This is a genomic window from Thermovibrio ruber, assembly GCF_055380895.1.
Genome location: NZ_AP042397.1, coordinates 21,870 through 34,563 on the forward strand (window position 1 = coordinate 21,870; position 12,694 = coordinate 34,563).

The 12,694-nt window shown below is 43.3% G+C and carries 14 protein-coding genes and 1 tRNA gene; 6 read left to right on the forward strand and 9 right to left on the reverse strand.

What is annotated here, in order from left to right; all coding sequences use genetic code 11:
• Positions 1-49: 49 nt before the first annotated feature.
• The 6 genes from eno to bcp are packed head-to-tail and all read right to left on the reverse strand — an operon-like array spanning position 50 to position 4,612.
• Positions 50-1,339 (reverse strand): phosphopyruvate hydratase, encoded by a 1,290-nt coding sequence (eno, locus tag ACZ424_RS00125; protein WP_464904489.1) that lies wholly within the window; start codon positions 1,337-1,339, stop codon positions 50-52.
• The gene (gene tsaE / locus ACZ424_RS00130) at positions 1,339-1,791 is read right to left on the reverse strand and encodes a tRNA (adenosine(37)-N6)-threonylcarbamoyltransferase complex ATPase subunit type 1 TsaE (protein WP_464904490.1); all 453 of its coding nucleotides are present in this window, start codon (positions 1,789-1,791) and stop codon (positions 1,339-1,341) included. The genes eno and tsaE overlap by 1 nt, the downstream gene beginning before the upstream one ends.
• Complete coding sequence (locus ACZ424_RS00135) at positions 1,784-2,173, reverse strand: ExbD/TolR family protein (protein ID WP_464904491.1); 390 nt, start codon at positions 2,171-2,173, stop codon at positions 1,784-1,786. The genes tsaE and ACZ424_RS00135 overlap by 8 nt, the downstream gene beginning before the upstream one ends.
• Positions 2,170-3,333 carry a succinyldiaminopimelate transaminase gene (gene dapC / locus ACZ424_RS00140; protein ID WP_464904492.1) on the reverse strand — a complete coding sequence of 388 codons (1,164 nt, stop codon included), beginning with the start codon at positions 3,331-3,333 and terminating at the stop codon, positions 2,170-2,172. The genes ACZ424_RS00135 and dapC overlap by 4 nt, the downstream gene beginning before the upstream one ends.
• Positions 3,334-3,341: 8 nt before the next feature.
• Positions 3,342-4,139 (reverse strand): TIGR04219 family outer membrane beta-barrel protein, encoded by a 798-nt coding sequence (locus ACZ424_RS00145; protein ID WP_464904493.1) that lies wholly within the window; start codon positions 4,137-4,139, stop codon positions 3,342-3,344.
• Positions 4,136-4,612 carry a thioredoxin-dependent thiol peroxidase gene (gene bcp, locus ACZ424_RS00150; RefSeq protein ID WP_464904494.1) on the reverse strand — a complete coding sequence of 159 codons (477 nt, stop codon included), beginning with the start codon at positions 4,610-4,612 and terminating at the stop codon, positions 4,136-4,138. Before bcp ends, ACZ424_RS00145 begins: the two co-directional genes overlap by 4 nt.
• 106 nt (positions 4,613-4,718) lie before the next feature.
• Here bcp and rpsT point away from each other — a divergent pair, with 106 nt between their 5' ends.
• The 3 genes from rpsT to thiE all read left to right on the forward strand — a co-directional run bounded on the left by rpsT (position 4,719) and on the right by thiE (position 5,769).
• A complete protein-coding gene (gene rpsT / locus ACZ424_RS00155; RefSeq protein ID WP_464904495.1) occupies positions 4,719-5,006 on the forward strand; it encodes a 30S ribosomal protein S20 in 288 nt (95 codons plus the stop codon).
• 23 nt (positions 5,007-5,029) lie between these two features.
• Positions 5,030-5,104 (forward strand) — tRNA-Val (locus tag ACZ424_RS00160).
• A gap of 20 nt (positions 5,105-5,124) precedes the next feature.
• Positions 5,125-5,769, forward strand: a complete 645-nt coding sequence (gene thiE / locus ACZ424_RS00165) for a thiamine phosphate synthase (protein ID WP_464904496.1) — start codon at positions 5,125-5,127, stop codon at positions 5,767-5,769.
• On the opposite strand, the gene ACZ424_RS00170 is transcribed toward thiE, so the two are convergent.
• Complete coding sequence (locus tag ACZ424_RS00170) at positions 5,747-6,952, reverse strand: O-antigen ligase family protein (RefSeq protein WP_464904497.1); 1,206 nt, start codon at positions 6,950-6,952, stop codon at positions 5,747-5,749. The genes thiE and ACZ424_RS00170 overlap by 23 nt on opposite strands.
• Complete coding sequence (locus ACZ424_RS00175; protein WP_464904498.1) at positions 6,924-8,075, reverse strand: glycosyltransferase family 4 protein; 1,152 nt, start codon at positions 8,073-8,075, stop codon at positions 6,924-6,926. Before ACZ424_RS00175 ends, ACZ424_RS00170 begins: the two co-directional genes overlap by 29 nt.
• A gap of 17 nt (positions 8,076-8,092) precedes the next feature.
• On the opposite strand from ACZ424_RS00175, the gene ACZ424_RS00180 reads away from it, so the two are divergent.
• Genes ACZ424_RS00180 through ACZ424_RS00190 form a run of 3 tightly spaced genes read left to right on the forward strand, consistent with a single transcriptional unit; the run spans position 8,093 to position 11,729 of the window.
• Complete coding sequence (locus tag ACZ424_RS00180) at positions 8,093-9,178, forward strand: glycosyltransferase family 4 protein (protein ID WP_464904499.1); 1,086 nt, start codon at positions 8,093-8,095, stop codon at positions 9,176-9,178.
• The gene (locus tag ACZ424_RS00185; protein WP_464904500.1) at positions 9,178-9,987 is read left to right on the forward strand and encodes a polysaccharide deacetylase family protein; all 810 of its coding nucleotides are present in this window, start codon (positions 9,178-9,180) and stop codon (positions 9,985-9,987) included. Before ACZ424_RS00180 ends, ACZ424_RS00185 begins: the two co-directional genes overlap by 1 nt.
• A gap of 8 nt (positions 9,988-9,995) precedes the next feature.
• Positions 9,996-11,729 carry an ABC transporter ATP-binding protein gene (locus ACZ424_RS00190; protein ID WP_464904501.1) on the forward strand — a complete coding sequence of 578 codons (1,734 nt, stop codon included), beginning with the start codon at positions 9,996-9,998 and terminating at the stop codon, positions 11,727-11,729.
• Here the strand turns inward: ACZ424_RS00190 and ACZ424_RS00195 are convergent.
• Entirely contained in the window at positions 11,715-12,623 is a 909-nt protein-coding gene (locus tag ACZ424_RS00195; protein WP_464904502.1) for a glycosyltransferase family 9 protein, read from the reverse strand. The genes ACZ424_RS00190 and ACZ424_RS00195 overlap by 15 nt on opposite strands.
• Positions 12,624-12,694: the final 71 nt, after the last annotated feature.

Genomic DNA, 12,694 nt, shown 5'->3' on the forward strand with positions numbered 1-12,694 from the left:
GAGGGGGAAATTTAGGAGAGAAGAGAAAAGGGGGCAAAGCCCCCAAAGGTTAAAACTCTAAGTTGTAGAAGACGTCCATTCCTTTAAAGACGGCAGCGCCGTTAAGGAGCTCCTCAATCCTTAAGAGCTGGTTATACTTTGCGTTCCTCTCGCTCCTTGCGGGAGCTCCGGTCTTTATCTGACCGCTGTTTACTGCAACTGCAAGGTCTGCAATGAAGGGGTCCTCAGTCTCTCCAGACCTGTGGGAGATAACGGTCGTGTAGCTTGCTCTCTTTGCCATTTCAATTGTCTCTAAAGTTTCAGTTACCGTTCCAATCTGGTTGAGCTTAATTAGAATTGAGTTTGCAAATCCTTCCTTAATTCCGATTCTGAGGAGCTCCGTGTTTGTGCAGAAGACGTCGTCTCCTACTAACTGAACCTTGTCTCCAAGGGCTGCAGTAAGGAGCTTCCATCCCTCGTAGTCGTCCTCTGCCATTCCATCCTCAATTGAGATTATCGGGTACTTCTCAACCAGCTTCCTGTAGAAGTCAACGAGCTCTTCCCTGTTAAGACTCTTACCCTCTCCGGCAAGCTCGTAAACTCCGTCTCCTTTGTAGAACTCGCTTGATGCTGCATCTAAGGCCAAGACTACATCCTCTCCCGGAGTATATCCTGCTTCCTCAATTGCGTTCATTATTACCTGAATTGCCTCCTCGTTTGAGGAGAGGTTTGGAGCAAATCCTCCTTCGTCTCCGACGTTTGTTGAGTGTCCCATCCTCTTTAAAACTTTCTTGAGTGTGTGGTAAACCTCAACTCCAATCCTTAGGGCTTCTGAGTATGTTTCACCCCCTACGGGCATTATCATAAACTCCTGAAGGTCAACGTTGTTGTCTGCGTGGACTCCTCCGTTGAGGATGTTCATCATTGGAACGGGGAGCTCTTTTGCGTTTGTTCCACCGATATACCTAAAGAGTGGAAGTCCGAGCTCCTCTGCTGAAGCCCTGCAGACTGCCATTGAAACTCCCAAAATTGCGTTAGCCCCGAGGTTTCCTTTGTTTGGAGTTCCGTCAAGCTCAATCATAAGCCTGTCAACGTTTACCTGGTCTGTTGACTCAACTCCGATGAGAGCCGGTGCAATTACCTCGTTGACGTTCTTTACCGCCTTTAAAACTCCCTTTCCCATGTAGCGTTTTGGGTCTTTATCACGGAGCTCCAATGCCTCTTTCTCTCCCGTTGAAGCTCCGCTTGGAACTGCAGCCCTTGCAGAGACTCCGCTCTCAAGAGTTACCTCTACCTCAACCGTCGGGTTTCCCCTTGAGTCAAGTATTTCCCTTGCCCTTACGTCAACTATTCTTGACATCACTCCTCCGATATCTGGTTAAGTTTTTCGCAGATTTTACCTGTCGGATCGTAAATCTTAAAGAATCTGCCTCCTTCCTCCTCTCTACACTCAACGACTACGGCATTTGGAAACTCTGAAAGGAGTTCCTCTCCCCACTCAACCACCTTTATCCTGTCGTCTTCCAAGGCTTCGTATAGCCCTAAGTCCTCCAAATCCTCAAGTGAGTTAATCCTGTAAAGGTCGGCGTGGACAAAGTTTTCGTACTCGTGAACGACGTTAAAAGAGGGAGAGGATATCTCATCCTCAGGGATTCCAAGCCCCTTTGCTATTCCCCTCGTTAGAGCTGTTTTACCGCAGCCTAAATTTCCTTTCAGAATAATTAGCGTTCCGGGAGAGACAGACCTTGCTATCAACTTTCCTAAATTCTTGGTCTCTTCCTCGCTTTTTGAGAGGAACTGACAATCACTCAACCCTCTGCCCCACTAAAGAGACTTTTGTAATTCCCTGCTGTCTGAGGGTATCAAGGAGTGTAAAGACGAACTTGTAGGGGGTCTCCTTGTCTGCCTTTATAAAAACCTTTCCGTTTTTTGGAATTTCCTGTGAAAGCTTTAGGGGATCTTTGTAGATTTTTCCCCTGTAGTAGATTCTTCCCCACTTGTCTACGATTATCTTTACTGGCTCTACAGACTGGGTTGTTGGAGCTCCCCCTTTCGGAACTTGAACTTTTATCTCCCCTCCGGATATAAACTCAGTTGTAACTGCAAGGAAGATAACGAGCATTAAGGAAAGGTCTAAAATCGGAGATAGGTTTATATCAGCTATCAGTCCCTTTTTGTTCTCCCTTATTTTCAACTCAACTTCTCCATAAATTCTCTGTGGGCTTTTCTCCAAACCTCTACTGCTTCACTGCATTCCTCTTGAGTTGGAACTAAGGCAATTCTAAAGAAGCCCTCTCCCCCCTTTCCGAAGAACTCACCGGGAGAGATGACTATTCCGTAGTTTAAGAGGTAAAGGGCATATTCCTCACCGCTTACCCCTTCCGGAAGCTTTACCCAAAAGTAGAAAGTTGCCTCAACGGGCAGGAACTCAAGCCCGACTTCCCTGAAGAACCTGTCAAATATTTCAGCCTTCTTTTTGAATATCCCTCTCCTCTTCTCAACGTGTTTCTCGTCACTCCAGGCAACCTCTGCAGCTCTCTGGACGAAGTCCTGAGATGCAACTCCAAAGGAGGAGCGGTATTTCAGATATTCTTGAACTATCTTCTCGTCTCCGGCAACGAACCCTGACCTGTAACCTGTCATTCCGCTTCTCTTTGAGAGGGAGTGGAAGACAACAACTCCCTCTTTCCCAACCTCTAATGCAGAGTGGGGAGGTTCATTGAAGTAAATTTCCGTGTAGCATTCGTCTGAACAGAGAATAATTCCGTTCTCGCGGCAGATACCGTAAACCTCTTCAAGGTATGAGAGCGGGGCAACGGCTCCCGTCGGGTTGTGGGGGTAGTTTATCCAGACGATTGCAGTCTCCTCTAAAACAGACTTTGGAACCCTGTCAAGCCTTAAGAGGAACTTGTCTTCGTATTTAAGCTCTACTGGGTACGTCTCCCCCCCTGCAAAGAGAGTTCCCCTTTCGTAGACCGGGTATGCAGGGGTTCCGAAAATAACCTTCCTCTTGTCTGAATCGGTATCAATAAACACTAAAGGGAAGTGGAATATTGCCTCTTTTGAGCCTGCAGTTGGGATTACCTCTTTTTCAGGGTCTAAAGGAACTCCGAACCTTTTCTCAAACCAGCTTGCTACTGCCCGACGGAGCTCCGGCCGCCCCTTAACCGTCGGATACTGGCTTACTTTCGGAACGGCCTCTATGAGAGCTCTCCTTATTCTCTCATCTGTCGGCTCTTTCGGGTCTCCGGTTCCAAAGTCGTAGATCTTTACTCCCTTCTTACGGAGCTCCTCCTTTGCCTTGTTGAGTCTATCCATAGGGTAGGCCTTTAACTCTCTAACTTTCCTGTTCATTTTTACCTCTAAAACCTAAAGCCTGCCTCTCCGAACAGACCCTTAACCTTAAGGTCTGATGAAACATCGCTGATGTCGTCAATTTTAAGCCTCTGATACCTGTATCCAACCCCTACGAACAGGTGTTTTATAGGGTGAACCTTACCCTCAAGCGTATATTCGTAGAACTTGCTTCCTCCGTACCCGATAAAGTTTCCAGAGGCTTCAAGCCCTAACAGTTCAACAGGTCTTATCTCAAAGTCAAGGTGAGCCATAGGAACGGGGATCGTTGTAGATTTACTGTCCTCTCCACGAGTTCCTGTCGCAGGATTGTAATACTTAACCCTGGCGTAACCGTCAATTACCTTTAAGTTAAGTCCCCAGTTAGCTTTGAATTTTCCAGCACTGGTAGTTTCCAAAAATGGGACTCCGTAGGTTAGAGTAACGTCAACTTGGTTGGCTCTAAGTTTTGAGTCAACATAAGACTTTGTTGGAACTGTGATGTCACCGAACGTAAAAGACGTGTTAACGATGCCGTTCCCTGTGAATTTCATTCCTGTGTACTGAACTTTAATGTCAGGAAGAATTGGAATCCCTTCTATCTTGAACCAACCTTCGCCTTTCGTTTCGGTGTCAAGGTTGAGGTCGTCATCAACGTCAACGTGGGTTTTAGTGCTAACTCCTGTTCCGTGAACTTTGTCGCTTTTGTATTCAATCCAGCCTTCTGGATTTTCCCTCCAGGCACCTCCCCCTGCCGAAATCGTTATGGCGTTTGCACCGGAACTTGAGATAAGGAACAGGGCTGCTGCAAGTAGCGCTTTTCTCATTTCTCCCCCATCAATTCTTTGAGCTTATTTAAGACTGCTTCAGCGTGGCCTTTTACCTTAACCCTTTTCCAAAGGTGAGCAACTTTCCCTTTGGGGTCTATAAGGTAAGTTGTCCTGACGACGCCATAGTATTCCCTTCCATACATTTTCTTCTTTTGCCAAACTCCGTAAGCTTTAAGCACTTCTTTACTCTCGTTGCTTAAGAGTTTAACTTTAAGTCCCTTCTTCTCCTTAAACTTCTTGTGGCTTTCAACGGAGTCTGGGCTTACTCCTAAAACAACTGCTCCTAGCTTTTCAAACTTGGGAAGGAGCTCCGAGAAATCCTCCGTCTCTTTTGTGCACCCGGGGGTATTATCCTTCGGGTAGAAATATAGAACGACCCACTTACCTTTGAAATCGCTTAAACAGACCTTTTGTCTATTTTCATCTAACAGGCAGAAATCTGGTGCCTCTTTTCCGACTTCAACATACATCTTAATCCTCCAGAGAGTTTCGTAAATTATAGCTACTCTCTTGCCTTCTAAAGCCAATTGCTATAAACTTGACCAGCGCAAATTAACCACAGGCGGAGGAAGCGAAATGCCGAATATAAAGTCTGCTAAGAAGAGGCTTCGTCAGAACATAAAGAGAAGGGAGCGTAACAGGTATTACGTTCGTAGGATGAAGACAGAGGCTAAAAAAGTTCTTCAGGCTGTTGAGGAGAAGAACTTAGAGCTTGCAAAGGAGCAGCTTAAGGTTGCAATGAAGTGGATTGAGAGGGCTGCTGCAAGGGGCGCAATCCACAAAAACGAAGCTGCAAGGCGCCAGTCAAGGATTTCAAAGGCTGTAGCCCAGCTTGAGAAAGAACTTGCCGTAGCACAGCAGTAAGGCTATATTATTGAATACCCCGTAGGGCCGTAGCTCAGTGGGAGAGCGCCACCTTGACGCGGTGGAGGTCAGGGGTTCGAAACCCCTCGGCCCTACCATTAACTCCTCTGAGGAAATAATGAATAATCCCTCATTAGACCTTTCCCTCTACGTAATAACCGATGAACGGTTCCTAAACGTTTTCAACATTTTTGATGCCGTTGAGAGGGCTATTTTAGGGGGAGCTACAGTAGTTCAGTATAGGGCGAAAAAGAAAACCTCACGGGAGATGTATGAAGAAGCTCTCCTTGTAAGGGAAGCAGCAAAACTCCATCAAGTTCCCTTTATTGTTAACGACCGTTTAGACCTTGCACTTGCCGTTGGAGCAGATGGCGTCCACGTCGGTCAGGAAGACCTTCCTGTTGATGCCATTCGCCAGATAGTTGGAGAAGAGTTCATAGTTGGCCTCTCAACTCACAACTTAGAGCAGGTTAAAGAGGCAAGCAGAGAAAAACTTGCCAACTACATCGGTTTTGGCCCCGTTTTCCCTACAACTACAAAGGAAAATCCGGACCCTGTAACTGGTGTTGAGAACCTCTGCAGGGCTGTTGAGGTTTCGGAGCTCCCGGTGGTTGCAATAGGTGGAATATTTGCTGAAAATATAAAAGAGGTCTGTTCCTGCAAACCTTCCGGAATTGCTGTAGTAAGGGCGGTTTTTGAAACTGGAGACCCTTATGAAAACGCGAAAGGGTTGAGAAAAATTATTGATTCTTCCTGCTCATGAACTTAACATTAAGAGCAAGTAAACTGTAAATTAAGTATTTAACGGATTCATCCTCAAAGTTATACTCAAAAAATCCTCCTATCAGTAGAACTAAATAAGCTGAAAAGAACGCGAGGTAGATTTCGCTTCCTGTTGTTCTAAATAAAAAGTAATTTTTGTAGAGGAAATAGAGGAAAAATGGGAGAAAAATTGCAAGACCTACGGCTCCGTACCACACTAAAACTGTTATGTAGTTGTTGTGAAGGTGAGAAAATATGTGTGGAGGCAATTTGAAAGCGATTTCTTCCCTTTCAATAAACTTTCCTACTCTTTCTTTATAGTTAAACTTCGTTGTTCCGAAAAGTTTTTCTTTAAGAGGAGCTTTCCTGTAAAACTCAAGTCCTCCTTTCCACATTGCTAACCTATACCTGTTGCTGCCGTTAGTTTTTACGTCTGTTATTGAGATGATCCTCTCCCTAATCTGTGGAACGGTTATTGTCGCTGTAAATAACAAAACGACTGGAATTCCAAAGAGAAGTGTTCGTTTAAGGGGAACCTTTTTAACATTTGCGTATAGTAAACCTGAAATGAGGGATGTTGTAACAACTCCCACCCAATAGCTCCTGTCAAATGTTAAAATAGTTCCGTTTAGAGTTATTAGTCCAATCAGGAGGTATCTGTTTTCCCGTTTAAGTATGTACAGAAATACAGATAGAAAAAAGCCGACAGATGTAAAGGCTCCTGCAGTAAGGGGATGTCCTAAAAACGTGTACCAAGGCCTTATTATCTTTAAGTGGAGTTTGTCTATCTGTAGGAACTCTCTGTAGTCGTTTACACCTAAGAGGCTCTGTAGGATAACGCCTAAAGAGGAAATAGATATTCCGTAAAGTAGAATTTTTAGCCCTTTTTCCTCTGAGAAGTTTAGAAATCTAATGGAGTAGGAGAAAACGGGAGTTATTCCCTGCGGAATTTCTAAGAACGTTAAAAGTTTTCCTTTAAGTAAGCTTTGAAGAAGCTGATATATAGGAAATGAGAGAGCAATTGCATCTTCTTTAAGGAACTTTACCCTTTTTTGTAGAAGAGATAGAATGAAAATTAGGAAAATTATTTTGGCTAATAATCTTACTGCTGGATGAGTAATTGGAATTAAAAAGAGAAATAGATAAACAACTATTTCAGGAAATCTCTTTAAGTAATCTTTCATACTTCTTAAAGACTTCCTCCTGGGGATAGTTACTGACAGTTTTGTAATTTCTGTAGCCTTCTTCTTCTAAATCCTTCTTGTGTTTTAGTATTTTGGTTTTAATCTGATTGTATATGTTCTTAGGGTCTTCAGGTTTTTCTATTACGTATTGGGGAGAGAGGAGCTCTCCCGTTCCGGAAAACTTGCTTGCAAGGACGGGTAATCCCGATGCCATAGCTTCAAGAACAACGTTGGCAGAGGCGTCGTAAAGGGTTGGATATACAAATAGGTCTGACGAGAAATAGACTCTCTCAACTTCCCTTATTCTTCCTATTATAAGGACGTTCTCTTTCAGGTTTAGCCGTTCTACTTCCTTTTCCCATTTTTCTGAATCCTCTCCGGCAGCAAGGAGCTTAAAGGAAAAACCTTCCTCTTTTAATTTAGAGAGGGCTTTTAACAGATATTGAAACCCTTTAAGCCGGAAGTTTGAGGAGACGTAGCCTATAACAAGTTCGTTTTTATCTATTCCTAATTGTTTTCTAAACATCTCTTGTGATTTTTTCCTTTTTTCCAGGTTGAACCGCTTCAAATTGACGCCGTTTCTTACAACTTTTATCTCGGCCTTTGGATTAAAGTTTTCTGCTATCTGTTTTTTTACAAACTCTGTTGGAGCTACTATCACTTGGAGATTGCTGCTTTCAAACGTTAGCTTTTCAATAAAGTTTGTTATGTTGTAAGAGATTGAAACTTTTTTCTTCAGTGTGTAAAATTTCCTAAATAGCTTACTTTCAAACTTATACTGGGCTCTGTTTACGTAGAACTTGTGAACTCCACCTCCTGAACGGTATATGTCTTGGTAATAAGTTTTCCCAAATCCAAAGAGAGTATAACCTTCTCTTTTTAGCTCTCTGCCTATCTTTCCACATGCTATGGCAAAGAGGAGATTTCTTAGCCCTCTTCCAAGGTTCGGTATGGGGACTTTTAGGATTTCTATGTTTTTATTTTTGGGTTTTTCTTTAACTTTTGAGGTTATTACCTTAACTTTCCATCCTCTCTCTGATAGGAAATGGGCAAAGTTATAGACAAACTTCTCTTGGCCGCCGAATAGACTAAAACTTTTGTAGAATAGTGCTATCTTTTTCATAGTGGGAGAATTTAAGTTTGGATTTAAGACGAATCAAGCTCTATAGGCTGGGACCTATTGCCGCTTTTGATAAGAGCGCCCACTCTGTTAGTCAGATTTTACTGTCAAACTACCTTGCCTGTTTTGGAATTGATTCCTACATCTATCTGAGGAGCTTTGAGCCTAAGAGGAGTTTGAAGGAGCTGGAAGAGTTTTTAGGGGTAAATTTTTCTGAAAATCTAAGGGTTTTTACGACGGTTAAACACAAAGGGATTTCAAGTGCTGTTAACTTTTCAAGGTTGTTGAGTGATGTTCTAAAAAATAGAAGTTCGTTTAACATTATTTTTCTCTCAAAGGCTTCTCACGTTTTACAGCTTAAATGGCTGAGAAAGTTTGCAAACGTGAAAATTGTTTTTGAGAACCATCAAACGAAACCTTTTTTTGATGCAGCTGAGAGTTCAGACCTTAACTACGTTGTCTGTCCAGAAGTTTACGAGGAGCTCTCGGAAAAACTTGACCACGTTAAGCTGTGGAACTACCACTATCCTGTCGGAGATTACCTCTTTCAGCCAGTTAAGAGGTTGGAGAGAAAGGAGCGTTACCTCTTGGGATACTTGGGAAGTATGCTTCCTGAAAAGGGGGTGGGGTTTCTTTTGAGGGCTCTTAGGGAGCTCCCTGAGTTTGACCTCTTAGTCGTTGGTGGAAACAAAAGACAGGTTTCAGAGGTGAAGCGCCTGGCTGGAAAGGTTGGAATTCTTAATAGAGTTAAGTTTACAGGGTTTGTTCCCCAAAAGAAGATTCCTAAAGTTCTCAAAGAAGTTGACATTATGGTCTCTTCGTTTACTTTAGAGCAGAAGACGATTCCTCTTAAGGTTTACGAGTATATGGCTCTTGGGAGACCTGTTCTCTCTTCCGATTTACCGTCTGTTAAGGTTGTTGCGGAGGATTACTTTAACTATTTTGTTCCTCAGAGTATAGAGAGTTTTAAAAAGGTTTTGAAAACTACAGTTTCAGATTTAGATTCTACAAATAAAAAGACAGAGTTTATGAGAAAGAAAGCTGAAGAATTTCGCTGGCAGAACGTAGTTAAAAGAATTATTTTTGACGTTTTAGAGGTTTTCTAATGGGAGTTGTTCTTCTCTACCATAGAGTTCATCCGAAATATGGCGTTCATCCTGAAGAATTTGGAAAACATATAGAGTTTTTAGTAAAAAAGCTTAGGCCTATTTCTGTTAAAGATTTAAATAGATTCGGAAGGTTGACTTCTCTTCTTACGTTTGACGATGGTTTTTACGATTTCTTCGTTTATGCGTATCCGGTTCTTAAAAAGTATGGGGTTCCGGCTGTTATTTTTGTCTCTCCTGAAAGGGTTTTAGAGAGCGATAAGGTTAGAGTTTCTCCGGAGTTTTCAAACGTTTCAACAACTGAGGCCTTCAATAGATCTTTTTTAGAGGGAGATAACTCGGCGTTTCTCTCTTGGGGAGAGCTCCGCAAAATCTCGTCTGAAGGGCTCGTTTCTGTCCAGTCCCACGCATTAACCCATAGGGCGGCCGTCGGGAAGGGGAAACCCTACAGGCCACCGAACGACTGGAGAGTTTACTCTTTACCCTCTGATTTAAGGGAGAGAGTAAGTCCGGGAACTGAGCTAACCAGTATCTTGCTTGCAGATAAGAGAGAGGCCGAGAGGGAGCTCTCCCTCTCTAAATCAATTTTGGAGGAAAAACTCGGAAAAGAGGTCAACGCAGTTGCCTGGCCTTGGGGAATTTACGACGAAGAACTCATAGAAATTGCAAAAAGAGTGGGCTACAAGTTCTGCTTTACTACAGAAAGAGGCTGGAATAGGGGAGATTCCTGCCGCATTAAGAGGCTTGCAGTTAGCGAGAAAAAGAGTATGTTCTGGTTTAAAACCCGAACGCTTCTTTACTCCCTTTAGGAGAGGCCGTGAGAAACTTTCCCTCTTGGCTCTTTAGGTATTTAAAACCTTTAAAGCTCTTAGTTTTTGTTGCCGTTGTTACCCTCATTCTCAACGCTGCTCTCACTTCCTACCTTGCCTACTTCGTTAAGGTGGTTGTTAACTCGGTTTTCGTTGAGAAAGACGCCCACATGGTAAAACTCGTTCCAGTTATCCTCGTTCTGTTAGTCCTCTTTAAGGGGATAGTGTTCTTTATCAACTACTACTCAATGGCTTACATAGGTCAGAGGGTTATAGCTTCTTTGAGGGAGGAGCTCTACACGAAGATAATCTCTCTTCCTTTGGAGAACTTTCTGAAAGAGCCGCCGGGAACTTTTGTCTCAAGGGTTATTAACGATACTTCACTTCTGCAGGACTTTACAAGCCGTCAAATTGCAACGTTTGTTAGGAACATTTTAACGGCAGCAGGTTTAATTGGAGTCGTCTTCTACCAGGATTTTAGGCTCGCACTTATCGGCTTTTTGGGGCTTCCTCTCGTAGGTTACGTTATTTCAAGAATTGGAAAGAGGATTAAGCGCTACACGGACCGAATGCAGGACAGACTTGCAGTTATCACAGGTCACCTCTTTGACGCCGTTAAGAACATTCGTGAGATAAAGCTCTTTGGACTTGAGGAGAGGTTTTCAAAGGTCTTTGCCGAGGATAACTTAAGGTATTTAAAGGAGTTTATGAAGATTAAAAAGGTTGAGGGAATATATCCGCCGATTGTTGAAATTACGGGAGCTCTCCTCGTAGGCTTTCTCATCTTCTACGGCGGTAGCAGGGTTTTAAGTGGTGAAACGACGCCGGGATCTTTCTTTTCTTTCATTATTGCCCTCATAATGGCCTACGAGCCGATAAGGAAGCTTGGGCAGAACTACAACAGAATTCAGCAGTCCATAACAGTTGCAGAGCGGGTTAAAAAAATTTTAGACCTTCCGGACGAGTATTCCATTAAGGACGGCTCTTTGGAACTGAAAGAGCCTATAAAGGAGCTCCAGGTAGAGAACCTCTCCTTTTCCTATCTCGGCTCCAACAAAAAAGTCCTTGATTCTATTAGCTGTTCGTTCGTTCGGGGAAGAAAATATGCTGTAGTTGGGAAGTCCGGCAGTGGTAAAACGACGTTTGTTAACTTAATTCCGAGGTTTTACGATCCGACTGGTGGAACCATCTTCGTAAACGGTATTGACTACAGAGAGTTGAAGCTCCTTCCTTACAGGAAAAGGTTAGGGGTTGTATCTCAAGAAATAATCCTTTTTAGGGGAACTTTAAGGGAGAACATCGCCATAGGTAAACCGGACTCTACCATGGATGAAATTATTGAGGCTGCGAAGATTGCCTGTATTCACGACGACATCGTTTCTCTGCCTAACGGCTACGATACTCTTTTAGGTGAAGGGGGGGTTCAGCTCTCCGGCGGCCAGAGGCAGAGGATAGCCATAGCAAGGGCTGTTTTGAAGAACCCGGACGTTCTAATCCTTGACGAGGCAACCAGTGCCCTTGATTCTGAAACGGAAAAGGCCATTCAGAGGGCAATTGACGAAAGGTTTAGAGATAGAATTTTGATAACTGTTGCCCATAGGCTCTCAACAGTTTTGAACAGTGACGAGATTCTATTTATGAAAGACGGTAAGTTGGTTGGAAGGGGGAGCCACGGGGAGCTCTACGAGAAACTCCCAGACTACCGTCGCCTCGTTGACCTTCAGTTCTCAGTTGGTGAGTGATAAAACGGCCTTTAGAACGTCTTCCACTTCGGGGAAACTGTTTTTTCCATAAACCTCTTTAACCGTCTTTAACGGTGGGAACCAGCCTGAGTGCTTTTTATCAATAACGACTGTTTTCGTCCCTGAGGCTATAGATAAGTGAGAGGCAAAAGAGTTTAGGCCGATGAAGAAGAGAGCTCCCTTTATGACAGTTGCAGACTCTCCTATCGGTAGAGGATTTTCTGGGATGAGAACTTCTCCATTGGTATTTTCTGCCACTTTTAATGCAACTTCTTTCTCTCCGGGTCCGTAGAGAACGACTGCTGGAATTTTAAGCTTTCTGTAGAGTTTACCAATTAGCTCTGAAAACTTCTCTGCCGGCCACATTTTCTCCGATTTTCTGGCCGTTGGAACAACTGTAAAGTAACTTTCAGGAAGTTTTAAGCTTTTTACTTCCATATAGTTGAAAAATTCAGGAACATAGTCCTTGTAGTTCTCTGCTTTTACTCCTATACCTTCTAAGAGTTTAATCCTCTCCCAAGTGGTGTAGCCTCTGTTTTCCCATTCAACTAACCGGTTGTAGAAGAAATTTCTTCTGCTCTTTTTAAAGGCCACTCTGAGGGGAGCTCCCGAGAAGAATGTAATCCTCTGAGACCTACCTGTCCTCTGAACGTCAATAACTGCGTCATACAGTTCTTTTCTAACCGATAGAGTTATTCTGAGCTCTTGAGCTACTTCCTCTTTAATTGTTAGCGTTTTATCTATAAACGGATTTCCTCTGAGTATTTCACTTCCTACGGAGGAAGTGAGGAAGTGGACTTCAGGCCCTTTCAGGTGTTCCTTTAGAGCTTTAGCCATTGGAGACGACAGCAGAACATCTCCCAGCTGTCTAATCTGGATAACAAGGATTTTCAACTCTGTCTCCCGGGAAATTTCTATAATTTTACTTTAGAGACTGTATCAGTGTGAGCTTCTATCAATTCTCC

Excerpts from the sequence above, each read along its gene's own strand:
- bcp (WP_464904494.1), bottom strand. The coding sequence starts at position 4,612 with ATGTATGTTGAAGTCGGAAAAGAGGCACCAGATTTCTGCCTGTTAGAT.
- ACZ424_RS00175 (WP_464904498.1), bottom strand. The coding sequence starts at position 8,075 with ATGAAAAAGATAGCACTATTCTACAAAAGTTTTAGTCTATTCGGCGGC.
- rpsT (WP_464904495.1), top strand. The coding sequence starts at position 4,719 with ATGCCGAATATAAAGTCTGCTAAGAAGAGGCTTCGTCAGAACATAAAG.
- ACZ424_RS00185 (WP_464904500.1), top strand. The coding sequence starts at position 9,178 with ATGGGAGTTGTTCTTCTCTACCATAGAGTTCATCCGAAATATGGCGTT.
- ACZ424_RS00170 (WP_464904497.1), bottom strand. The coding sequence starts at position 6,952 with ATGAAAGATTACTTAAAGAGATTTCCTGAAATAGTTGTTTATCTATTT.
- eno (WP_464904489.1), bottom strand. The coding sequence starts at position 1,339 with ATGTCAAGAATAGTTGACGTAAGGGCAAGGGAAATACTTGACTCAAGG.
- dapC (WP_464904492.1), bottom strand. The coding sequence starts at position 3,333 with ATGAACAGGAAAGTTAGAGAGTTAAAGGCCTACCCTATGGATAGACTC.
- ACZ424_RS00145 (WP_464904493.1), bottom strand. The coding sequence starts at position 4,139 with ATGAGAAAAGCGCTACTTGCAGCAGCCCTGTTCCTTATCTCAAGTTCC.
- thiE (WP_464904496.1), top strand. The coding sequence starts at position 5,125 with ATGAATAATCCCTCATTAGACCTTTCCCTCTACGTAATAACCGATGAA.